Annotated in this window: 19 protein-coding genes; 5 read left to right on the forward strand and 14 right to left on the reverse strand. The window is 64.7% G+C overall.

What is annotated here, in order from left to right; all coding sequences use genetic code 11:
- Nucleotides 1-3: 3 nt before the first annotated feature.
- On the reverse strand, nucleotides 4-417 hold the full coding sequence (locus FZF13_RS06090; RefSeq protein WP_024925963.1) for a tellurite resistance TerB family protein: 414 nt from the start codon (nucleotides 415-417) through the stop codon (nucleotides 4-6).
- 156 nt (nucleotides 418-573) lie between these two features.
- Here FZF13_RS06090 and FZF13_RS06095 point away from each other — a divergent pair, with 156 nt between their 5' ends.
- Nucleotides 574-2226 (forward strand): lysine--tRNA ligase, encoded by a 1653-nt coding sequence (locus FZF13_RS06095; RefSeq protein ID WP_024925962.1) that lies wholly within the window; start codon nucleotides 574-576, stop codon nucleotides 2224-2226.
- Here the strand turns inward: FZF13_RS06095 and FZF13_RS06100 are convergent.
- The 11 genes from FZF13_RS06100 to FZF13_RS06150 all read right to left on the reverse strand — a co-directional run bounded on the left by FZF13_RS06100 (nucleotide 2189) and on the right by FZF13_RS06150 (nucleotide 13415).
- Complete coding sequence (locus FZF13_RS06100; protein WP_024925961.1) at nucleotides 2189-3178, reverse strand: thermonuclease family protein; 990 nt, start codon at nucleotides 3176-3178, stop codon at nucleotides 2189-2191. The genes FZF13_RS06095 and FZF13_RS06100 overlap by 38 nt on opposite strands.
- Before the next feature lie 8 nt (nucleotides 3179-3186).
- Entirely contained in the window at nucleotides 3187-3837 is a 651-nt protein-coding gene (locus FZF13_RS06105) for a S24 family peptidase (protein WP_024925960.1), read from the reverse strand.
- A gap of 111 nt (nucleotides 3838-3948) precedes the next feature.
- Nucleotides 3949-4362 (reverse strand): type II toxin-antitoxin system VapC family toxin, encoded by a 414-nt coding sequence (locus tag FZF13_RS06110; RefSeq protein ID WP_024925959.1) that lies wholly within the window; start codon nucleotides 4360-4362, stop codon nucleotides 3949-3951.
- Nucleotides 4359-4607 carry a type II toxin-antitoxin system VapB family antitoxin gene (locus FZF13_RS06115; protein WP_024925958.1) on the reverse strand — a complete coding sequence of 83 codons (249 nt, stop codon included), beginning with the start codon at nucleotides 4605-4607 and terminating at the stop codon, nucleotides 4359-4361. The genes FZF13_RS06110 and FZF13_RS06115 overlap by 4 nt, the downstream gene beginning before the upstream one ends.
- A 105-nt stretch (nucleotides 4608-4712) precedes the next feature.
- Entirely contained in the window at nucleotides 4713-5258 is a 546-nt protein-coding gene (locus tag FZF13_RS06120; RefSeq protein WP_024925957.1) for a thioesterase family protein, read from the reverse strand.
- Nucleotides 5259-5489: 231 nt separating this feature from the next.
- Nucleotides 5490-7709 (reverse strand): 3-hydroxyacyl-CoA dehydrogenase NAD-binding domain-containing protein, encoded by a 2220-nt coding sequence (locus tag FZF13_RS06125; protein ID WP_024925956.1) that lies wholly within the window; start codon nucleotides 7707-7709, stop codon nucleotides 5490-5492.
- Between the two features lie 22 nt (nucleotides 7710-7731).
- Nucleotides 7732-8940: an acetyl-CoA C-acetyltransferase gene (locus FZF13_RS06130; RefSeq protein ID WP_024925955.1), complete on the reverse strand. Its 1209-nt coding sequence runs from the start codon at nucleotides 8938-8940 to the stop codon at nucleotides 7732-7734.
- Nucleotides 8941-8985: 45 nt separating this feature from the next.
- On the reverse strand, nucleotides 8986-9618 hold the full coding sequence (locus tag FZF13_RS06135) for a glutathione S-transferase family protein (RefSeq protein WP_024925954.1): 633 nt from the start codon (nucleotides 9616-9618) through the stop codon (nucleotides 8986-8988).
- A 3-nt stretch (nucleotides 9619-9621) separates the two neighbouring features.
- On the reverse strand, nucleotides 9622-10794 hold the full coding sequence (locus tag FZF13_RS06140; RefSeq protein ID WP_024925953.1) for an acyl-CoA dehydrogenase family protein: 1173 nt from the start codon (nucleotides 10792-10794) through the stop codon (nucleotides 9622-9624).
- A 77-nt stretch (nucleotides 10795-10871) separates the two neighbouring features.
- Nucleotides 10872-12668: an acyl-CoA dehydrogenase gene (locus FZF13_RS06145; protein ID WP_024925952.1), complete on the reverse strand. Its 1797-nt coding sequence runs from the start codon at nucleotides 12666-12668 to the stop codon at nucleotides 10872-10874.
- A gap of 279 nt (nucleotides 12669-12947) precedes the next feature.
- On the reverse strand, nucleotides 12948-13415 hold the full coding sequence (locus FZF13_RS06150) for a MerR family transcriptional regulator (protein WP_024925951.1): 468 nt from the start codon (nucleotides 13413-13415) through the stop codon (nucleotides 12948-12950).
- A 442-nt stretch (nucleotides 13416-13857) separates the two neighbouring features.
- On the opposite strand from FZF13_RS06150, the gene FZF13_RS06155 reads away from it, so the two are divergent.
- The 3 genes from FZF13_RS06155 (at nucleotide 13858) to FZF13_RS06165 (ending at nucleotide 19535) form a co-directional block, all read left to right on the forward strand.
- Nucleotides 13858-17571 carry a peptidoglycan-binding protein gene (locus FZF13_RS06155; RefSeq protein ID WP_024925950.1) on the forward strand — a complete coding sequence of 1238 codons (3714 nt, stop codon included), beginning with the start codon at nucleotides 13858-13860 and terminating at the stop codon, nucleotides 17569-17571.
- 189 nt (nucleotides 17572-17760) lie between these two features.
- Nucleotides 17761-18684 carry a sulfite exporter TauE/SafE family protein gene (locus FZF13_RS06160; protein ID WP_024925949.1) on the forward strand — a complete coding sequence of 308 codons (924 nt, stop codon included), beginning with the start codon at nucleotides 17761-17763 and terminating at the stop codon, nucleotides 18682-18684.
- A complete protein-coding gene (locus tag FZF13_RS06165) occupies nucleotides 18684-19535 on the forward strand; it encodes a TIGR02186 family protein (RefSeq protein WP_024925948.1) in 852 nt (283 codons plus the stop codon). Before FZF13_RS06160 ends, FZF13_RS06165 begins: the two co-directional genes overlap by 1 nt.
- Nucleotides 19536-19742: 207 nt before the next feature.
- Here the strand turns inward: FZF13_RS06165 and FZF13_RS06170 are convergent, their stop codons facing one another.
- A complete protein-coding gene (locus FZF13_RS06170; RefSeq protein WP_024925947.1) occupies nucleotides 19743-19940 on the reverse strand; it encodes a hypothetical protein in 198 nt (65 codons plus the stop codon).
- Nucleotides 19941-19972: 32 nt separating this feature from the next.
- Between FZF13_RS06170 and FZF13_RS06175 the strand changes: the two genes are divergently transcribed.
- Nucleotides 19973-21163: an MFS transporter gene (locus FZF13_RS06175; RefSeq protein ID WP_024925946.1), complete on the forward strand. Its 1191-nt coding sequence runs from the start codon at nucleotides 19973-19975 to the stop codon at nucleotides 21161-21163.
- 70 nt (nucleotides 21164-21233) lie between these two features.
- Here FZF13_RS06175 and pdeM read toward each other — a convergent pair whose 3' ends face one another.
- Nucleotides 21234-21905 carry a ligase-associated DNA damage response endonuclease PdeM gene (pdeM, locus tag FZF13_RS06180; RefSeq protein WP_244431220.1) on the reverse strand — a complete coding sequence of 224 codons (672 nt, stop codon included), beginning with the start codon at nucleotides 21903-21905 and terminating at the stop codon, nucleotides 21234-21236.
- Nucleotides 21906-21914 lie beyond the last annotated feature (9 nt).

Raw genomic sequence — 21914 nt, forward strand, 5'->3', positions numbered from 1 at the left:
CGATCAGGTCAGCATCCGATGCCGCGCCTTGGCGGAACGCTCGATGGCGGCAACCGTCAGCGTGTCGAGGTCGAGCGCGCGGCGGATCAATTGCAACACACGGACCTCTTCCAGCCGCATTTCCAGATCGACCGCCGCAACCTCGAAGGCGGCGGCATAGGCGGTGTCGTGCAGCCTTTCCGGCAGCGCCACCGCGGCCTTGGCCAGAACACCGTCCAAGCCGTCCTTTTCGTGCAACAGGCGCTGGCAATGTTGGGCGATCGAGATCAGGCGGCTCTGGTTGAAGTCCTCGAACACCGGCCACGATCCGGTGACGTCGCCAATCCGTGCCAGCTCGACGTCGGTCATGTCGCGGTCGGAAGCCGAGGTGATCACCATCAGATGGATCAGCGCTTCGTGCGGGGTCAGGCCGGGCATGGTTTCTCCGTTCGGGTTGGTGGGTCGGTCCTCCCAAGCTAGGAACGCCACCCGCCCGCAACAAGGAAAAATGCCCGAAATCGTTGACGCTCCGGTGCAGCGCGCCTAGAGCATGCCGTCCGGCAGCGTGGCCGGGCTTGTTTCAAGGCAGACGAAATGGCCATATCCAACTCGATCGATCTCAATCCCGAACTCCTCGCGGCGGCCGCCGAAAGCAAAGCCTGGCCGTTCGAGGAAGCGAAAAAGATCGTCGAGCGTTATAAAGGCCGCGACTTCCCCGAGACAGTGCTGTTCGAGACGGGCTACGGCCCGTCGGGCCTGCCGCATATCGGCACGTTCGGCGAGGTGGCCCGCACCACCATGGTGCGGCACGCCTTCCACGTGCTGACGCAAGGCAAGGTCAAGACCAAGCTGCTGTGCTTCTCCGACGACATGGACGGCATGCGCAAGATCCCGGACAACGTGCCGGACCGCGCAGCCCTCGAGCCCTACCTGCACATGCCGTTGACGGTCGTGCCGAACCCCTTCGGCGGCGATTACGAAAGCTTCGGCCATCACAACAACGCGATGCTGCGCCGCTTCCTCGACACGTTCGGCTTCGACTACGAGTTCGCCAGCGCGACGGACTACTACAAGTCCGGCCGCTTCGACGAAGTGCTGCTGCGCGCGGCGGAGAAATACGACGCCATCATGAAGGTGATGCTGCCGACGCTCGGCGAAGAACGCCAGGCGACCTACAGCCCGTTCCTGCCGATCTCGCCCACCAGCGGCCGCGTGCTCTACGTGCCGATGAAGCATGTCGACGCCAAGGCCGGCACCATCACCTTCAACGACGAGGACGGTACGGAAACGACGCTGCCGATCACCGGCGGCAAGGTGAAGCTGCAGTGGAAGCCGGATTTCGGCATGCGCTGGGCGGCACTCGGCGTCGATTTCGAGATGTTCGGCAAGGACCACCAGACCAACGCCGTCATCTACGACAAGATCTGCAACATCCTCGGCGGCCGCGCGCCCGAGCACTTCGTGTACGAGCTCTTCCTGGACGAGAACGGCCAGAAGATCTCGAAGTCGAAGGGCAACGGGCTGACCATCGACGAATGGCTGACCTATGCGCCGACCGAGAGCCTCGGGCTCTATATGTACCAGCGCCCGCGCCAGGCCAAGAAGCTCTATTTCGACGTCATCCCGAAGGCGGTGGACGAGTACTATTCCTTCCTCGCCGCCTATCCGCGCCAGGAGTGGAAGGAGCGGCTGGGCAACCCGGTCTGGCATATGCATGACGGCAACCCGCCTGTCGTCGACATGCCGGTCTCCTTCGCACTGCTGCTCAACCTGGTCAGCGCCTCGAACGCGCAGAACAAGGATGTGCTGTGGGGTTTCATCTCGCGCCATGCGCCGGGTGTGACGGCCGCCACCCATCCCGAGCTCGACCGGCTGACCGGCTACGCGATCCGCTATTTCGACGACTTCGTCAAACCGACCAAGGTCTACCGCGCGCCGGACGAGGTGGAACAGGATGCGCTGGCCAAGCTGTCGGATACGCTCGGCGCCTTGCCGGCTGGCGCCAATGGCGAGGCGATCCAGAACGCGACCCTCAATGTGGCGCGCCACATCGAGCGCTACCAGGATCATGCCAAGCAGAGCCCGGAAGGCGGGCCGGGCGTGTCGGTCGCCTTCTTCCAGATGATCTACCAGGTGCTGATCGGCCAGGAGCGCGGCCCACGCTTCGGTTCCTTCGCCGAACTCTACGGCATCGCCGAGACGCGCGACCTCATTGCGCGGGCGCTGGCGGGAAAGCTCGCAGCGTAGGATCGCCGCCGGGCACCTGCCCGGCAGGAGGACGAACATCCGGTGCCGTCGGATCGGCGACACCGGTTTCGTCCAGGATCGTGTCCGGTACCGTCGCCGGCGCTGAAACCGGCGCCGGCGACGGCGGCAACCCGCCGAGATCCGGTGCCTTGCCGAAAATGCCCTTCTTCTCGGTTCGCGCCTTGTTGCCGGCTTCCGCATAGCGACCACTGGCGCTGGCGCGTGCCCAGCCGTTCGAAACCAGCCACCGGCCGATATCAACCTTGCCGACGCGGCAATCGGCCGAGATCAGGTCGCGCCCGCCTTCCGGCGGTACGGTGCAGGTCACCGCGCGATGCCCGAGGAACGCCCGGAAGGCCGAGCGCGCGCGCAAGCCGCACGGCCAGGACTTTCCGGCCTCGTCGGTGCAGGTCTCGTCCTCGGCGACGATGTCGATGCCCGACACCGCCACCGAATAGCCTTTCGCGTCGATGCGCCCGGCCGCCGGCGCAACCGGCTGATAGAGCGGCGTGCCTTTCCATTCGTCCGGCATTTTGGGCTTGGGTGGCAGCGCGAGCGAGAGCTTGCTCAGCGGCGCGCGCGGCTCGATCCGCTGCAGCGCCCCGGTATCGCTCGGCGGCGGCGCCGTCATCGGATCGATGGAACGCGACGGAGGCGATGTTTCCGGCTGTCCCGACTGTTGCGAAGGTGGTGTAGCCGCGGCTTCGCCGGGTTGCTGCCCACTCCCTTCCTTGACGGCGGCCGCGGGCTGCTGATTTGTCTCGGCAACGGGTTCGCCGGTTTCTGCACTACCATCGCCCGTCGGCGCGTCGCCCAACGCATCGAGCGACGGAATGTCTTCCGATGAAATCGCGATCTTCGTGCCATGGTCGGCGATACGCCCGCCTGCGACGATAGCTGCCGCGGCTGCGCCCAGAAAAAGCACGGCGGCGGTGGCGTGGATCAGCCTCACGCCGGCGCCTACTGGCTTGCCCAGACGATCCGCGCCACCCACTCGACCTCGACCATGGCAATGTCGCGGTTGGGATGATCCGGATTGAGCGAGAGCAGCGAAATCAACGCCGCCGTCTGGCGCTCCAGAACCTTGGCCATGACCTCGCCGGAGCCGGTCTTGACAACGACGCGGTCGCCCCGGCGCACGACGGCGCCCGGTTCCACGATCAGCACGTCGCCATTGCGGTAAAGCGGCAGCATCGAATCGCCCTGGACCTTCAGGGCGTATGCCGTATCGGTCGATTGCGCCGGCAATTCGACAAGGTCCCAGCCCTGGCCGACCGGGAAACCGGCATCGTCGAAATAGCCGCCCGCGCCGGCCTGCGCGAAACCGACCAGCGGCACCGCTTTTTGCGAGGAACGCCCGGAGCCGGTCATGGCCGGCGTCCTGTTCTCGACCAGCGCCATGAACTCATTCAGCGTGGCGCCGGTGGCCTCGATGATCTTGGCCAGCGATTCGGTGGAAGGCCAGCGCGGGCGCCCGTCCGACGACTGCCGCTTCGACTTGTTGAAAGCCGTGGAATCGAGGCCCGCGCGCTTGGCGAGACCCGAGGCCGACAGCGAATAACGCTCCGCAAGGGCGTCTATCGCGGCCCATACACGATCATGCGAGAGCACGGCCGGCTCCGTTCAAACAGGAAAAAATACCTCTTTTCGACTTCTAGCTCCTGCTTGACGCCCTGTCCAGATGAAAGCCGCGATCATGCAACAACAAGTGTGAGAGGCGTATCAAAATACCCAGGGCGAGACGAGATCGAGGCCGGTATCCGCGAAATCCTTGAGATTGCGTGTCGCAAGGCGCCCGCCATTGACGCGCGCAATCGCGGCAATCATGCCATCCGGCGCCGCCATTGCGCGCCCGCGCAAAACGGCGTCGCCCATGATTTCACCATAGGCAAGGGCGGCTTCCTCGGTCAGCCCGAAAATACGTCCGGCGAAACGGCGGCGCCATTCCAACAAACCTTGTTCCAGCCGATCCGCACGTTGATCGGGCCGAATCTTGCGGATGCCGAAAGCAATCTCACCGATGACAATCGTTGGCAGGGCGATCTCGGCATCGAAGCGCGTCAACCAAGCGACAACGGCCGGGTCCGGAGCCTTTCGCAACGTTTCCGAAACCACGTTGGTATCCAGAAAGATCAAAGGTCGGGCCCTGTATGAGGCTTGCGCCCGCTCCGGATCACAGCGTCCAGATCAATGTCGGTGCCATGATCGGAAGAAAGTCGCGTATAGAATGCGGCAGCCGGCTCGCGGCCCGTCTCCCGCACTTCGTAAGCTTCCAAGGCGCGTTCGACGATATCCGCGATCGATCGCTGTTCGCGGCGAGCCAGCCGGTGGGCAAGATCGCGCGCCTTTGCGCTGCGCACGGAAAGTTGGGGTTCGGCCATGGGCGCCTCCTCTATCGTCTCAATATAGAGCAACGCGCCCAGCCATCAAGATGGCAAGAGATGGCTTGCCATCCCCCTTTTATCCCAAGGACGGGGTCAGCTGGATCACCCGCCGCTCTTCACCGCGGCGCGCAGCCCCTGGTGCGAGGCCATGAAAGCCTGTTCGGCCGCCGTCGGCGCGCGCGGCTTGATGTCGTAGCCGAGGGCGGCGGTGAGTTCCTGGATGTCGATAAAGCGGCGGCCGGCGCGGTCATAGACGCCGGCGGTCGTCTTCATCAGCGCTGCGGTCTCGCCATTGTCGAGCACGAAGCGATGCGAGCCGAGTACCTGCGTGCCTTCCCAGGTCTCGATCGAGGACACCACTTCGAAGCGGCGCCATAGCCTGATCTCGCGCACGTAGACGGTCTGCAGGCCGCCCAGCATCGGCGCCCAGCCCTTCTTGCGCGCCAGCGCGATCAGGCCGGCGCGGATGAAGATGTCGATGCGGCCGAGGTCGGCCAGCATCATGTAGCGGGCATTGTTGAGATGCACGTTGAAGTCGATATCGGTCGGCAGGCAGCGGAAACCCAGTCGGCTTTCGTCGCCCATCTTGTAGGGACCGCGCGATTTCGCCGTCAGCGCCATGCGTGCGAGACGCGGCCATACATACATGATGAAACTTCCCTTCCTTCTCCCCGTTCACGGGGAGAAGGTGGCCCGAAGGGCCGGATGAGGGGCTCCGGAATATCGCAAGGCAGGTGTCGCCCCTCACCTGCCTGTCAAGTGGGCCCTCCGCTATCGCTTCGGGCGTTCTTCACTCGAAAAGCCAAGCATTTGGCTTTTCGTCCGCTTCGTGGAGCGCTCTTCACCCCCCGTGAACGGGGAGAGGAACGATGTTTCGACTTATGCCGCCTTCTTGACCTCGCCCTTCGCGTAGGGGTCGAAGCGCTGGTAGAAGGTTTCGCCCTTGTCGGCCATGTCGAGAAGCAGCTTCGGCGCCTTGAACTGCGCGCCATACTTCTTCTGCAGGCCCTTGGCGATCTTGACGAACGCCTTGGCGCCGATGCCGTCGATGTAGGACAGCGCACCGCCAGTATAGGGCGCGAAGCCGAAGGCGAGGATCGAACCGACATCCGCTTCGCGCGGGTCGGTGACGATGCCCTCCTCCATCACGCGCGCGGCCTCCAGCGCGATCGTCACCAGAAGGCGCTGCTTGAGCTCCTCATAGTCGACCTTGTCGGGATCGAGCTGCGGATAGAGACCTTTGAGGCCCGGCCACAGCTTTTTCTTAGCCGGCTTCGGCGGGTAGTCGTAGAAGCCCTTGGCATTCTTGCGGCCGAGGCGTTCATGCTTGTCGACCAGCGTGTTGATCAGCGCGAACTGCTCCTTGTCGACGGCCTTTTCGCCGAGGTCGCGAATGGTCTGCTTCATGATCTTCTGGGCGAGGTCGATCGCCGTCTCGTCGGTCAGCGCCAGCGGGCCGACCGGCATGCCGGCCGCCTTGGCGGCGTTCTCGATCATCGCCCCCGGCACGCCTTCGATCAGCATCTGGAAGGCTTCAGCCATGTAACGCAGCACGCAACGGTTGACGTAGAAGCCGCGCGTGTCGTTGACGACGATCGGCGTCTTCTTGATCGCCCGCACATAGTCGATCGCCGTGGCGACGGCCTTGTCGCCGGTCTTCTTGCCGAGGATGATCTCGACCAGCATCATCTTGTCGACGGGCGAGAAGAAGTGGATGCCGACGAAGTTCTTCGGCCGCACCGAGTTCTTGGCCAGCGACGAGATCGGAATGGTCGAGGTGTTGGAAGCAAAGATCGCCGACGACTTCAGCGCGGCCTCGGCCTTCTCGGTCGCGCCCTTCTTGACTTCCGAATCCTCGAACACCGCCTCGACGACGAGATCGCAGCCGGCAAGGTCGGCATAATCGGCGGTCGGCGTGATCAGCGCCAGCAGCTTGTCCTTCTCTTCCGGCTTGGCGCGGCCTTTCTTGACCTGCTCGGAAATCAGCGCGTCCGAATGCGCCTTGCCCTTCTCGGCCGACGGCAGGTCGCGGTCGAGCAGAACGACCGGAATGCCGGCCTTGGCGGTGACATAGGCGATGCCGGCGCCCATGAAACCGGCGCCGAGGACGCCGATCTTCTTGAACTTCGTCTCCGGCACGCCTTCGGGACGCCGCGCGCCCTTGTTCAGCTCCTGCAGCGACACGAACAGCGAGCGGATCATTGCCGCTGCTTCCTTGCTCTGCAGGATTTCGGTGAAGTAGCGCGTCTCGATCCGGAGCGCGGTGTCGAACGGCACCAGGAGGCCTTCATAGACGCATTTCAGGATCGCCATCGCGGCAGGATAATTGCCGTAGGTCTCGCGACGCAGAATGGCGATGGCCGGCGGCCACAGATTGGCGCCTGCGACCGAATAGATCGGGCCGCCGGGCAGCTTGAAGCCCTTCTCGTCCCATGGCGCCACCGGCTTCAGGCCGTTCCTGATCATCGCCTTGGCGGTCTCGACCAGCTTGGCCGGCTCGGCGACTTCGTGGATCAGGCCCATCGCCTTGGCCTTCTGAGCGGTCAGGTTCTTGCCGGTGGTCAGCATCTCCAGCGCGCCTTGCGTGTCGGTGAGCCTCGGCACGCGCTGCGTGCCGCCGGCGCCCGGGAAGATGCCGACCTTCACTTCGGGAAGCGCCATCTTGACCTTGTCGGTGTCGGCGGCGACGCGGCCATGGCAGGCCAGCGACATTTCGAAGGCGCCACCCATGCAGGTGCCGTTGATGGCCGACACCCACGGCTTGCCGCAGGTTTCCAGCTTGCGGAACAGGCCGGTCATGAAGCCGACATTCTCGAACAGCGTCTTGGTGGCCTTTTCCTTGTCCGTCACCTTGTCCTTGGCGAAGGTGCCCAGCATCTGCTGCAGCATGGTGAGGTCGGCGCCGCCCGAGAAGCTGTCCTTGCCGGACGTGATGACCGCGCCCTTGACCGCGGCGTCCGCCACCACCTGGTCGATGATGGCGTTGAGCTCGCGCATCACCTCTTCGGTGAAGACGTTCATGGAGCGGCCCGGCATGTCCCAGGTAACGAGCGCGATGCCGTCGGCGTCGGTCTCGACCGAAAAGTTCTTGTAGGTCATTGTCTTCTCCTTCCGGTCGAAATCAGACGCGCTCGATGATCGTCGCGGTGCCCATGCCGGCGCCGATGCACAACGTCACCAGCGCGGTGTTGAGGTTGCGGCGCTCCAGCTCGTCGAGCACCGTACCGAACACCATGGCGCCGGTGGCGCCGAGCGGATGGCCCATGGCGATGGCGCCGCCATTGACGTTGATCTTGTCATGCGGAATCTCGAAGGCCTGCATGTAGCGCAGCACGACGCTGGCGAAGGCCTCGTTGAGCTCGAACAGGTCGATGTCCGAAAGCTTCATCTTGGCGCGCGCCAGCAGCTTCTCCGTCACGTCGACCGGGCCGGTCAGCATGATCGCCGGTTCCGAGCCGATATTGGCGAAGGCGCGAATGCGGGCGCGCGGCTTCAGGCCCATCGCCTTGCCGCCCTTCTTGGAGCCGAGCAGCACGGCTGCGGCGCCGTCGACGATGCCGGAAGAATTGCCGGCGTGGTGGACGTGGTTGACCTCTTCCAGCTCGGGATAACGCTGCACGGCGACCGCGTCGAAGCCGCCCATTTCGCCGGGCATGACGAAGGACGGGTTGAGCGAAGCCAGCGACTGCATGTCGGTCGAGGGCCGCATATGCTCGTCATGATCGAGGATGGTCAGGCCGTTCTGGTCCTTGATCGGCACGACGGAGTTCTTGAAGTAGCCCTTCTGCCAGGCATTCGCCGCGCGCTTCTGGCTTTCCACCGCATAGGCGTCGACGTCGTCGCGCGAGAAGCCGTGCTTGGTGGCGATCAGGTCGGCCGAGATGCCCTGCGGCACGAACCAGCCGGGGAAGCCGACCGAGGGGTCCATGAACCAGGCACCGCCCGAGGCACCCATGCCGACACGGCTCATCGATTCCACGCCGCCGGCAATCACGATGTCGTCGGCACCCTGCGCGATCTTGGCCGCGCCCAGGTTAATGGCATCAAGACCCGACGCGCAGAAACGCGACAGCTGCATGCCCGGCGCCTTGGTGTCGTAGCCCGCCTCGAAGGCGGCGGCGCGCGGGATCACCGAACCCGCCTCGCCGACAGGATCGACGCAGCCGAAGATGATGTCGTCGACCGAACCGGTGTCGAGCCCGTTGCGGTCGCGCAGCGCTTCCAGCACCTTCGCACCGAGACGCACCGCCGGCACTTCGTGCAGCGATCCGTCCTTCTTACCCTTGCCGCGCGGCGTGCGCACGGCGTCAAAGACATAAGCGTCGGCCATTTCAGTCTCCTTTGGTTCTCGGCTTTCCGCGCAAGCTCGACCTCGTCACAACCCCGACGGCATAAGCGCCTCGGGAGGCGCCCAGCCGGGAAGGTTGCGGATGCGGTCGAGCCAGCGCGCGATGGCCGGATAATCGTTCCAATTCACATCGATCTGGTCTGGCCAGAACAGGTAGCCGCAAAGCGAAATGTCGGCGACGGTCGGCCGCGGTGCCGCGACCCAGTCGCGATCGGACAGATGCGCGTCGAGGATCCTCCAGGAATCCTTGGCGCGCGCATAAATGAATTCGGCGGCTGGATCGCCCACCTTCTTGCGGAAGAACCGCATGAAGCGCTCGGAGGCAGTGTTGCCGGTCAGCTTGTGGTTGTCGAACAGAATCCAGCGCAGGATCTCGAATTCCTCGGCCTCGGTCTCATGGCCGAACCTACCGAAGCGACGTGACAGATAGATAAGGATGGCGCCGGACTGGCTGAGGATGAAATCGCCGTCGGGCCGATGATGCCTGAGCACCGGCGCCTCACCCATGACATTGACTTTGCGATAGTCGGCCGTGCGGGTCTCGCCGCCGAAAAAGGCGACGCGTTCCGGCTTCCAGTCACCGCCGCAGAGCGTAAGCAGCAAGGCGACCTTGTAGGAATTGCCGCTCTCCGCAAAACAGTGGAGGGTGAACTCGGCCATGCCTCACAGGCTCCTGGAGATCAGCATCTTCATGATCTCGTTGGTGCCGCCATAGATGCGTTGCACACGGGCATCGCGCCACATGCGCGCGATGGGATATTCGTTCATGTAGCCATAGCCGCCATGCAATTGCAGGCATTCGTCGACGACCTTGCCCTGCAGGTCGGACAGCCAGTACTTGGCCATCGACGCGGTGACGGGATCGAGGCCGCCGGCAACGTGGCGGGTAACGCAATCATTGTAGAAGACGCGGCCGATGGTGATCTCGGTTTTCAGTTCGGCCAGCTTGAACTGGGTGTTCTGGAAATCGAGGATCGCCTTGCCGAAGGCCTTGCGTTCCTTGACGTAGTCGATGGTCAGCGCCAGCGCTCGCTCGGCCATGGCAATCGCGCCGGTGCCGATCTGCAGGCGCTCCTGCGGCAATTGCTGCATGAGCTGGATGAAGCCCTGCCCCTCCTCGGAACCGAGCAGGTTGGACGTCGGCACGCGCACGTCCTCGAAGAACAGTTCCGAGGTGTCGTTGGCCTTCAGGCCGATCTTGTCGAGGTTGCGGCCGCGCTTGAAACCTTCGACCTCGTCGGTTTCGACCACGATGAGCGACGTGCCCTTGGCTCCCTTGGCGGGATCGGTCTTGGCGACGACGATGATCAGGTTGGCATGCTGGCCGTTGGTGATGAAGGTCTTGGAGCCGTTGATGCGGTAGTGGTTGCCGTCCTTCTCGGCGCGGGTTTTCACACCCTGCAGGTCCGAGCCGGCGCCGGGCTCGGTCATGGCGATGGCGCCGATCAGTTCGCCGCTCGCCATCTTCGGCAGCCACTTTTTCTTCTGCTCTTCCGAGCCGTAGTGGAGGATGTAGGGAGCGACGATCGAATTGTGCAGGGCGATGCCGAAACCGTCGACGCCGACATGGCCCATCGCCTCGATGATGGCGCTCTCATGGGCGAACGTGCCGCCCGAACCGCCATATTCCTCCGGCATGGAGGCGCAGAGCAGGCCGTTGGCGCCGGCCTTTTCCCAGGCCGAACGATCGACGATCTCGTTCTTCTCGTAGTCGTCGTAATGCGGCGCGATCTCGTCCGCCATGAAGCGGCGCGCCATGTCGTAGAGCATGGTGACATCCTCGCCGGCCCAGGCGGGCTTCGGCAGCGACAGGACGTCGGCGGGATTGGTTGCCATGGAATGCTCCCTGTTTACCGCACCATAGAGACATAGGTCATTTGTTCAATCGTGAACAGATGACCGGATGTCATTGCTCAGAACGCCTCCGCCGGCAGGGCCATCATCGTCTCCGCACCAGAGGAAAGGCGCGCCAGATGCGCCGCGGTCTCCGGCATGACGCGCTCCATGAAGTAGCGGCCCGTCACCAGCTTGTTGTCATAGAAAGATGTCGATCCGTTGGCGCCGTCGGCAAGCTTGCCCTGCGCGGTCTTGGCCATCTGGGCCCACATATAGCCGAGCGCGACCAGGCCGAAGAGATGCAGGAAGTCGGTCGAGGCGGCACCGGCATTGTCGGGGTTCTTCATGCCGTTCTGCATCAGCCACATCGTCGCCGCTTGCAGGTCGTTCAAACCCTTCTTCAGCGCCTTGGTGTACGGCGCCATCTTCTCGTCGGCGCGGTTTTCCTCGCAGAATTCGCCGACTTCCTTGAAGAAGGCCTGCACGGCACGGCCGCCATTGGCGCCGAGCTTACGGCCGACGAGGTCGAGCGCCTGGATTCCGTTGGCGCCTTCATAGATCATGGCGATGCGGGCATCGCGCACGAACTGGCTCATGCCGTGTTCTTCGATGTAGCCATGGCCGCCGAACACCTGCTGCGCCATCACGGCGTGTTCGAAGCCCTTGTCGGTGAGCACGCCCTTCACGATCGGCGTCATCAGGCTCATGTGGTCGTCGGCCGCCTGGCGGTCGCTGTCGTCGCCCGAGCGGTGCGCGACGTCGGACTTCAGCGCCGTCCACAGCGTGAAGGCGCGGCCGGCCTCGTTGAAGGCACGCATGGTCATCAAAGAACGGCGGATGTCGGGATGGACGATGATCGGGTCGGCCTTCTTCTCCGGCGCCTTGACGCCGGTGAGCGACCGGCCCTGCAGGCGGTCCTTGGCATAGGCCACCGCGTTCTGATAGGCGACCTCCGACTGCGACAGGCCCTGCAGGCCGACGCCGAGGCGCGCTTCGTTCATCATCGTGAACATTGCCCTGAGGCCGCCATTCGGCTCGCCCAGCAGGGCGCCTTCCGCCTCGTCATAGTTCATGACGCAGGTGGAATTGCCGTGGATGCCCATCTTCTCCTCGATCGAGCCGCAGGAGAGCGTGTTGCGCTCGCCCGGATTGCCGGCGGCGTCGAGCTTGAGCTTGGGCACGATGAACAGCGAAATGCCCTTCACCCCTTCCGGCGCGCCCTCGATGCGGGCCAGCACCAGATGGACGATGTTGTCCGCCATGTCGTGCTCGCCGGCCGAGATGAAGATCTTCTGGCCGGAAATCTTGTAGGTGCCGTCGCCGTTCGGCACGGCCTTGGTGCGCAGCAGGCCGAGATCGGTGCCGCAATGCGGCTCGGTCAGGTTCATCGTACCGGTCCACACACCCTCGACCATCTTCGGCACGAAGGCAGTCTTCTGCTCGTCGGTGCCGTGAGTGAGAATGGCGGCGATCGCGCCCTGGGTAAGCCCCGGATACATCAGCAGCGCCAGATTGGCCGAGACCATATATTCGGCGACGGCGGTGTGCACGGCATAGGGCAGGCCCTGGCCGCCATGCTCGACCGGCGCGGCAAGCCCCATCCAGCCGCCTTCGCAATATTGGCGATAGGCTTCCTTGAAGCCCTTGGGCGTCGTCACCGAGCCGTCGTCGTGACGGACGCAGCCTTCCATGTCGCCGACGCGATTGGTCGGCAGGATGACGTTTTCGGCGAGCCTTGCACCTTCGGCGAGGATCGCTTCCAGCACGTCGCCGGATGCATCGGAAAAGCCGGGAAGATTGGTGTACCGCTCGTAGCCCAGCACCTCGTTCAGCACGAAAAGGGTGTCACGGACGGGCGCCTGGTAGATCGGCATTGCGTCTTCCTCCACTGAAGCAACAACGGGACAGGCCCGCGCCGAGCGGCGTCCGGGCCGATAGTAAGGATCGGATAGCAAATATTGACGTTTGCGTAAACGTCAATATTTGCGCCCGGCCGCTTTTTTGGATGATTTTTCGCTGCCGTAAAGGAAGCGCGCAACGACTTTGACGATCCGCCGACCCGCTTTCGGCAACAAAAAGGCGCGCCGCCACTGGCGACGCGCCTGATCTTGTCTTGCCAATCGCAGACGACATGGCGTCCGCATTGTGCGGTTTCAGTTGGCCGCGGTCGATGTCGCCGCGGCGCGCTCGGCGATCATCTGGCGCACGGAACCCATGGCGCCGCTCAGCTCGTTGATCGCGTCATCGATCAGCGCGCGCTGCTTTTGCAGGCGCAGGATCTGCTTCTCCGACTTGTCGAGCGCCAGGCGAAGCTGCTTGGTGTTCGAGCCGGTCGGATCGTACAGATCCATCATCTGCTTGACCTCGCGCAGCGAGAAACCGACCTTGCGTCCGAGCAGGATCAGTTTCAGGCGCACACGGTCGCGATGCGTATAAAGACGCGTCGCGCCGTCGCGATGCGGGTTCAAGAGCCCCTTGTCTTCATAGAAGCGCAGCGTGCGCAAGGTGACGCCATACTGCTTGGCCATCTCGCCGATGCGAACCAGCTCGTCGTCCGCCTCGCTCGGTGCGGCCTGGGTGTTGCCGGCGATCCCGCCGACGGTGGTGAGTTGAACAGTCATCGATATTCCCCGATGGGACGCGCGGCCCTAAAGCCCGGTGTCGCCTGTGGCGGAAGCGCCGGGGGGCTTTGCTTCCAGAACGCGGTTGCGAAAAAAATTCGCAAGAGACGCATCCGCGCGCCCCTTACGTTTACGTAAGGGATATAGCGATATCGCTTTGGAAATGCAAGTAGGCCCGCCAGAACGGCGCCGGCACGGCGACGGGCGCAAGCTTTTCTCAACGAATCCTGAAGCTTCTTAAGCTTGGTTAACGGCTTGTTTACCACGTTGGGGGAAAGGTGCGGCTGTCGGTCATCCGTGTTTATCCAGTCTCGCTTTGCTCACGGTCTCCGAAGCACGGGCAAAAATCCGGAAGTTCGCCTTCCGCCGCCCCGCGGCTTCGGGTCCCGACTGGGTTAGGGAGCAGTTGGCCAAGGCCAGCCAAATTCGGAACGGGCGTTCGATGAACAGCAAGCGGTCCTATCTCGACACGTTGAACGCCGGCCGGCAACGCCGGCGCCATGCGACGTTGGAAGAACTCAACCGCTCGATGGAAGCGTTGGAGCAGCGGCTCGACCACAATCGCGAAGAGCCCGCCGCCTCCCGCTATGACGAGCCGCGCTACGGCCGCAACCAGCCCTACGGCCAGCCTTACGAATCGCCCCGCGCCAGCCAGCGCCCTTACAGCGAGCCCGCCTATGCGCAGCGGCCGTATGAAGGATCGCGCGGTTATCAGCGCCCCTATGAAGAGCCCCGTCCCTACCGGCAGCGCCCCGCGCAGAGCTTCGACCAGCCTTACCAGTCGATCGCGCGCGACCTCGAACGCATGCGCGGCCAGGAAGACGGTATCGCCCAGGTCGGCAAGATCGCCGGAGAACTGCGCGGCCTGCGCGAGGAATTGCGCCAGCAGATGACCGCCGGGCTGCAGCGCGAATTCCAGTCGTTGCGCAAGGATATCGAACGCGTCTACCAACAGGCCCCGCGCGGCGGCGACAACGCCGAGCTCGGCTTCGAATTCGAACGCCTGTCGGGAGCCATCCGCACGCTGGCCGAAAAGAGCGACGACAAGAGCGTCAACATGCTGCGGCTCGAACTCGAGCAGGTCAGGGGCGCGCTGGACACGCTGGCGCGCGAGGACAGCGTGCAGGCGGTCGACCGGCGCTGGCAGGAATTCGACCGTCGCTGGTCGGCCTTCGAAAACCGGTATGACGACAACGACCGCAAGCGCGGCGACGGCGCCGACGCGCTGGCCGAACGCCTCGAGCAGATCAACGCCGCCGTCAACAAGCTGCCGGAATCGCTGTCGTTGCGCTCGCTCGAAGAGAAGGTGCGTGCTCTGGCCGGCGCCGTCGACCATTTCGCCAGCCAGCAAGGCCGCCGTGGCGGCGACATCTATGGCATGATCGACGAACGCCTGGACGAAATCTCGCGGGCGATCGTCGCCTCCACGGTGGCCGCGCAGTCCAATGCCTTCGACCCGGCGCCGTTCGAACGCATCGAGCAGCGCATCGCCGCGCTCGCGCGGCAGATCGACGAGGTCGCCGACGAACGCCCGCGCGGCGAAGTGCTCGATCACCTCTTCCAGGGTCTCGAACAGCGCTTCGAGACGCTTTCCGGCATCATCGAGCGCCGGCAGGACGACGCGATGCAGCAGGGCAACATGCTGTTCCGCGACATGGAGCGGCGACTGGACGACGTCGCCGACCGGCTGGAGCGCCGGCCGCAGCAAGCCGCTCCGGACAATTCCGGCATCATGGAAGCGATCGACGCCCGCTTCAACGCGCTGGCGCAGCGGCTTGAAAGCCGCGCCACCGAGAGCGCCGGCAAGGAGGCGATCCGCAGCCTCGAAGATCGGCTCGACGATATTTCGAGCCGGCTGGAATTGTCGTCTTCGCAGGTTTCCGGCATCGACCCCGACCTGATCCGCAGCCTGGAGGCGCAGGTCTCCGGCCTGTCCACGCATCTGTCGCGCCCGGGCGCTCCGCTGCCCGAATTCGACGACCTCGGACCGCGCCTCGAAAAGATCGAGGAATCGCTGACCGCCAACCGCGACACCATTCTCGAAACCGCCAGACAGGCGGCCGAAAACGCGGTGCGGGCGCTTGGGCCCACCAATGGCGACACGGTAGCCGTCTCCGGCCTGGCGCAGGACCTGAAGACGCTGGAGGGGCTCACCCGCCGCTCCGACGAGCGCAACATCAAGACCTTCGAGGCGATCCACGACACGCTGCTGAAGATCGTCGACCGCCTGGGCTCGCTGGAGACCGGCGATGCCGTCCTGCCGGCCCCGGTCGCCAAGATCGCGGTGCAGGATGCGCCGGCCCTCGACATGGACGAGCCGCTGCCCTTGTCGGTCGAACCGACGATGCGCGACACCACGCGCACCCCGGCACAGGCGGCCGTCGAAGCCGCTCGGGCCGCTTTGGGCTCCGAAGCCATCGCCCCCGATTCCGAAATCGCCGGCCAGGGCAGGTCGATGTTCGGCGGCCTCGCCCGCGCCTTCAAGATGCGCCGCGAGAACGACGAGCAGCAGCCGATGGCGGCCGCGCCGACGGTCGAGGTGCCGAGCGTCGATCTCGACGAGCCGCTCGAGCCGAAGCTGGTCAACCGGCCGCTCGAACCGGGTTCGGGTGCGCCCGACCTCAGCGCGATCATGAAGCGGGTGCGCGACGAACGCGGCCAGCCGGCCAGACAAGCCCCCGCCGACGCCTCGAAGGCCGATTTCATTGCCGCCGCGCGCCGTGCAGCACAGGCAGCGGCCGCCGAGGCCGAGACACTCAAGCATCAATCGTCGGCGACCGGCTCGGGCAAATCGTTCCGCCTCGGCAATCTGCTCAAGGCGCGGCGCAAGCCGATCCTGATGGCCGCCGCCGCGATCATGCTGGCCCTGGCCGGGCTGCAGCTCGGCAAGGCCTTCCTGTCCGATCCCAAGGAAGTCGCGGTCAACGACACGCCACTGCCCGCCATCGAACGCCAGGTCGAAACCGCATCGGCGGTTCCGACCCTTGCGACGCCGACGAACGAAATCGCCGCCAAGCCAATGCCGGACGATGCATCGGTTCGCGTCATCGCCAAGCAGGAATTCGGGCAACCGAAGGCGGCCGACGATGTCGCGATGCTGCAGGGAGCGGCATCAAACCCCGCGACGCCCGAGCCGGCCGCCAGATCCGTCGAAGCGCAGCCCGCGACGCCGGCGCTGATCGCGGCCCCGGTCACCTTGCCGACGGTCGATGTGCCCGGCATGTCCAGTCCAGGCGTCTCCGACACGGACAAGACCGGCGCCCTGCCTCCGGTGGGCGACACAACCGCTCCGGTCACTGCGGCGATCGACGTTCCGCAGAATATCGGCCCGACCGCCTTGCGTGACGCAGCGGTCGGCGGCGATGCCAAGGCCCTGTTCGAAGTCGGCTCGCGTTACGCGGAAGCGCGCGGCGTCAAGGAAGACATGGTGGCCGCCGCCAAATGGTATGGCGAGGCGGCCGAGCGCGGCTTCGCGCCCGCCGAATACCGCATCGGCAATTTCTACGAAAAGGGCATCGGTGTAACCCGCGACATCGCCAAGTCGAAGGAATGGTACCGGCGCGCCGCCGAGAAGGGCAATGCCAGCGCCATGCACAATCTGGCGGTTCTGTTCGCGATGGGCGCCGACGGCGCCGCCGACAACGAGGCGGCGACCCGCTGGTTCCAACAGGCTGCGGATCTCGGCGTCAAGGACAGCCAGTTCAATCTCGGCATCCTCGCCGCCAAGGGCGTCGGCATGCCGCAGAATCTGGAAGAGTCCTACAAATGGTTCGGGCTGGTGGCCAAGACCGGCGACAAGGACGCCACCGCCAAGCGCGACGAGATCGCCAAGGCGCTGCGCCCCGAACAGCTCGAACGCGCCCGTCAGACCGTCGAACTGTGGAAGCCGAAGGCGCTGGATGCCGAGGCCAACAACACCGACATGCCGAGCGCATGGCAGGACGCGCCAACGACCATGGCAAGCCTCGACATGAAGAAGGCGGTGCAGAACATCCAGCGCATCCTGTCGAAGAACGGCTATGATTCCGGCGGTACCGACGGTGTCATGGGCGACAGGACCAAGAAGGCGATCATGGCTTTCCAGACCGACAACGGCCTGCCGGCGACGGGATCGGTCGACGAGAAGCTGGTCAAGGCGCTGCTGGCGCGCAAATAGCACGGCGGGTGTCGCCGGCGCGACGCCCTTGCCATCAAATTGCCTGCCAACTGATTGAAGTGGTTTTTGTTTCGGCACCGTGGCGCGGGTTTTCCCGGCCGCGGCGCCGACGCAAGAACGAATTAGCTTTTCGGTGCTATACGGGCAGAGGCTCTGTCGCCGCAACGCTGGATTGATCGAGACTGACGGGTGGGTATCTATCTCCCGATCGCGGAAATATCCGTCAATATCGTGGTGCTGCTCGCCATGGGCGCAGCGGTGGGCTTTCTGTCGGGCATGTTCGGGGTCGGCGGCGGTTTTCTGATCACGCCGCTTTTGATCTTCTACAACATTCCGCCGGCGATCGCGGTCGCCACCGGCGCCAACCAGGTCATCGCCTCCTCCTTCTCCGGCGCGCTGTCGCACATGAAGCGCGGCACGCTCGACTTCAAGCTTGGCGGAGTGCTGTTGGCCGGCGGTATCGTCGGCTCGACGGCCGGTATCTATGTGTTCGGCCTGCTGCGGGCGATCGGCCAGCTCGACCTGTTCATCTCGCTGCTCTACGTGATCCTGCTTGGCACCGTCGGCGGGCTGATGCTGGTCGAAAGCGTCAACGCCTTGCGGGCCACCAACAACGGTGCGGCGCCGACGTTGAAGAAATCCGGCCAGCACAACTGGATCCACCGCCTGCCGCTGAAGGTGCGCTTCCGCGCCTCGAAGCTGTTCGTCAGCATCATCCCGGTGCTGGGGCTGGGTGCGGCGATCGGCTTCCTGTCGTCCATCATGGGTGTCGGCGGCGGCTTCATCATGGTGCCGGCGCTGATCTATCTCCTGAAGGTGCCGACCAACGTCGTCATCGGCACCTCGCTGTTCCAGATCATCTTCACATCGGCCTACACGACGCTGGTGCACGCCACCACCAACCAGACGGTGGATGTGATGCTGGCTTTCCTGTTGATGGTGGGCGGCGTCGCCGGCGCGCAATATGGCGCCAAGGCCGGCCAGCGGCTGCGCGGCGAACAGCTGCGCGCCCTGCTCGCGCTGCTGGTGCTGGCGGTTGCGATCCGACTGGCCATAGACCTGTTCGTGACGCCACCAAACCTCTACTCGCTGACCGGGGCGGGATTGATCTGATGGCGCGGTTCGCCCCGCCGGCCGCGCTGCTGGAGCGTTTCCGTTTTTCACGGAAACGCGGAAAAGCGCTACACACTTTTCCTGGAATTGCTCTGGCGCTGGTGCTCGCCACCGCAATGCCGACGGCCGCGCAATCGCCGCATCAGGAAGGCATCCAGATCGGCCTTTCCACCGACAAGGTGATGATCACCGCCGGCTTCAGCGGCGCCGACCTCACCATTTTCGGCGCGCTGGAAGACGCCGATGCGCAAGTGGCGCGCCAGGGCCGCTACGACGTCATCGTGGTGCTGGAAGGGCCGGCGCGCCCCGTGGTGGTGCGGCGCAAGGATCGTGTGCTCGGCGTCTGGATCAATCTCGAATCCGAAACCTTCGAGAACGTGCCGGTTTCCTATTCGATCGCCACGACGCGGCCGTTCCAGGACGTCACCGAACCGGCCAGCTACAAGCAGCTGTCGCTCGGCGCCAACAACATCTTCATGCAGCCGGCCGATACCGGCCAGAGCCCCGCCACCATCGAGGAATTCACCGCCGCGCTGCGCGAGCGCAAGACCGCGACCGGCCTCTACAGCGAAAATGTCGGCGGCGTGCAGTTCCTGTCGCAGAACCTGTTCCGCGCCTCCGTGCGACTGGCCCCCAACGTGCCGGTGGGCACGCACAAGGCGCGCGCCTTCCTGTTCAAGAACGGCGTCTTCGTGAAGGAAAGTTCGGCGCAGCTGGAAATCCGCAAATCCGGTTTCGAACAATCGATCTTCCGCGCCGCGCACGACTATTCCTTCCTCTACGGCCTGTTCGCCATCAGCCTCGCCATGATCACCGGCTGGCTCGGAAGGCTCATCTTCCGCAAGGATTGATCAAACGAAGCCTTGGAGACCCCAGGCCGCGGGCACATGGCCTTTTGCCACGGTCGCAACGACGCGAGTTGCTGCCCAATCGCCTGGCTGGGCTGTCAAAGGGCCAGCCTTTTCACTCAGCCTTGCTGCAACTTGTGCAGATAGGCGCAAAACGTATCGGCCATGGCGTCGGCATAGGCCTCGCACCTGTCGATGAGATTCTGACGCTTAGGCCGGGTCGAACACGTTGAGCGAGCCGGTATAGGCGTCGAAGGCTGACATGATCGTGCGGCCACGGCCGCGGCCGCCGCCGTCGCCGGCGACGCAGCGGCAGCAGCCTGGCGAGAGCAGCGGTTCTGCACCATGCGCTCCAAGGCACTGGCAGCATTGCCCTCCCACGCGCAAGGCGATATTGCGGCGCAGCATAACGTTGCGCAACGCAGCGCAGGAGCGGCCCGATGTCCGACGCAGCAATCCTCAAAGGCGAACCGGCGGTGCAGCCCTGGCTGGTGATGCTGGCGCTCGCCATCGGCGGCTTCGCCATCGGCTCGACCGAATTCGCGGCCATGAGCCTGCTGCCCTATATCGCGGCCGGGCTCGGCATCGATGAGCCGAAGGCGGCGCACGCGATCAGTGCCTATGCGCTGGGGGTGGTCGTCGGCGCGCCGATCATTGCCGTGTTGTCGGCCCGCGTTCCGCGCCGCACCCTCTTGATGGCCCTGATGGCCGCCTATGGCATAACCAACTGCCTGACCGCGCTCGCGCCCAACTATGAATGGCTGCTTGTCCTGCGTTTCCTCAGCGGCATGCCGCACGGCGCCTATTTCGGCGTCGCGGCACTCGTCGCGGCATCGCTGGTTGGCCCGAAGGAACGGACCACCGCCATCGCACGCGTCATGCTTGGCCTGACAGTGGCGACGATCATCGGCGTCCCGGCGGCGACCTATCTCGGCCAGGTATTCGGCTGGCAAGCGGGCTTTGCCCTGACCGGCTTTCTGGCGCTGGCGACCTTCATCATGGTTGCCCTGTTCGCACCACGCGACAGGCCCGACGAAGACGCCAGCCCGCTGCGCGAACTCGGCGCCTTCCGCAACCGGCAGGTGCTGTTGACGCTGGCAACCGCCATCGTCGGCTTCGGCGGGCTTTTCGCCGTCTACTCCTACACCGCTTCGACCTTGCTCGCAGTCACCAAGGTCGATCCGCGCCTGGTTCCGCTGGTGATCGGCCTGTTCGGCGTCGGCATGACGCTGGGCAATCTGGTTTCGGCCTGGGCCGCGGACAAGGCGCTGAAGCCGACGGCGACGGTGCTTTTGATCGCCAGTGCTGCCGCCCTCTTCGCTTTCCCTTATTCGGTCGGCGCGCTGTGGTCGATCTCGCTCGTCGTCTTTCTCGTCGGCTGCACAACGGGCCTCGCTATCGTGCTGCAGACCTATCTGATGGATGTCGCGCGCGACGCGCAGACGCTTGCTGCCGCCGCCAACCACAGCGCCTTCAACGTCGCCAACGCCCTCGGCCCCTGGCTCGCCGGCCTCGCCATTTCCGCCGGCTACGGTTTCCCTTCGGCGGGTTATGTCGGCTGCGGCCTGTCGCTGGCCGGGCTCGTGCTCTGGGTCATCACCATGATGGACGCGAAACGGCGGCCGGCATAGGCGGGCGGCGTATGAACCGCTGGGCGATAGCAGCCGGCGTGGCTGCGGCACGTCCAACCAGCGCTCTACCTTACCCTGGCCGCAACATGGCGCTGGAAATGGCGAAGATGCGGTCAGTGCCCAGCATATAGACCATCAGCGCGTCGCGGTTGAACAGGCCGCGATAGGCCGGGTCGAGTACGTTGAGCGAGCCGGTATAGGCGCCGAAGGCAGGCATGATCATGCGTCCGCCGTCGCCGGCAAAGCAGCGGCGGCGCACCGAGCGGCCGCGCTGCACGATGCGCGCGCAGGGATGCAGATGGCCGGCGATCTCGCCTTCGACGCGCTGCCTCGACGGCTCGTGGCGGAACAGCACGGCGCCGACCGCCAGCTCCAGTATAGTCTCGCCGGGCAGGTCGGCCGGCGCTTCCGGGTCATGGTTGCCGGCGATCCAGAACCAGTCGCGCCCGGTCATCAGCCCTTCCAGCCGGGCGCGAAAATCGGGATGCAGGCGTTCGGCGCCTTCACCGTCATGAAAGGAATCGCCCAGGCTGACGACGATCTTCGGCCGGTAATCCTCGATCACCGCCTCGAGGCGCGACAGCGTGGCGACGGTGTCGTAGGGCGGGATCAGCTTGCCGCGCCGGGCGAAGGACGAGCCCTTTTCCAGATGCAGGTCGGAGACGGCGAGCAGGGCAAGGTCGGGGAAGAACAAGGTACCGCGCGGATCGCACAGCGCACGCTCGCCCGAGATGGCGACCATCTCGGCGGC

The sequence above is a fragment of the Mesorhizobium terrae genome (assembly GCF_008727715.1).
Taxonomy (GTDB): Bacteria; Pseudomonadota; Alphaproteobacteria; order Rhizobiales; family Rhizobiaceae; genus Mesorhizobium; species Mesorhizobium terrae.

Bases quoted from the DNA above. Each gene is read 5' to 3' on its own strand.
- FZF13_RS06095 (WP_024925962.1), top strand. From the start codon at position 574: ATGGCCATATCCAACTCGATCGATCTCAATCCCGAACTCCTCGCGGCG.
- pdeM (WP_244431220.1), bottom strand. From the start codon at position 21,905: ATGGTCGCCATCTCGGGCGAGCGTGCGCTGTGCGATCCGCGCGGTACC.
- FZF13_RS06145 (WP_024925952.1), bottom strand. From the start codon at position 12,668: ATGCCGATCTACCAGGCGCCCGTCCGTGACACCCTTTTCGTGCTGAAC.
- FZF13_RS06170 (WP_024925947.1), bottom strand. From the start codon at position 19,940: ATGCTGCGCCGCAATATCGCCTTGCGCGTGGGAGGGCAATGCTGCCAG.
- FZF13_RS06125 (WP_024925956.1), bottom strand. From the start codon at position 7,709: ATGACCTACAAGAACTTTTCGGTCGAGACCGACGCCGACGGCATCGCG.
- FZF13_RS06090 (WP_024925963.1), bottom strand. From the start codon at position 417: ATGCCCGGCCTGACCCCGCACGAAGCGCTGATCCATCTGATGGTGATC.
- FZF13_RS06115 (WP_024925958.1), bottom strand. From the start codon at position 4,607: ATGGCCGAACCCCAACTTTCCGTGCGCAGCGCAAAGGCGCGCGATCTT.
- FZF13_RS06150 (WP_024925951.1), bottom strand. From the start codon at position 13,415: ATGACTGTTCAACTCACCACCGTCGGCGGGATCGCCGGCAACACCCAG.
- FZF13_RS06155 (WP_024925950.1), top strand. From the start codon at position 13,858: ATGAACAGCAAGCGGTCCTATCTCGACACGTTGAACGCCGGCCGGCAA.
- FZF13_RS06120 (WP_024925957.1), bottom strand. From the start codon at position 5,258: ATGTATGTATGGCCGCGTCTCGCACGCATGGCGCTGACGGCGAAATCG.
- FZF13_RS06175 (WP_024925946.1), top strand. From the start codon at position 19,973: ATGTCCGACGCAGCAATCCTCAAAGGCGAACCGGCGGTGCAGCCCTGG.
- FZF13_RS06135 (WP_024925954.1), bottom strand. From the start codon at position 9,618: ATGGCCGAGTTCACCCTCCACTGTTTTGCGGAGAGCGGCAATTCCTAC.
- FZF13_RS06165 (WP_024925948.1), top strand. From the start codon at position 18,684: ATGGCGCGGTTCGCCCCGCCGGCCGCGCTGCTGGAGCGTTTCCGTTTT.
- FZF13_RS06140 (WP_024925953.1), bottom strand. From the start codon at position 10,794: ATGGCAACCAATCCCGCCGACGTCCTGTCGCTGCCGAAGCCCGCCTGG.
- FZF13_RS06130 (WP_024925955.1), bottom strand. From the start codon at position 8,940: ATGGCCGACGCTTATGTCTTTGACGCCGTGCGCACGCCGCGCGGCAAG.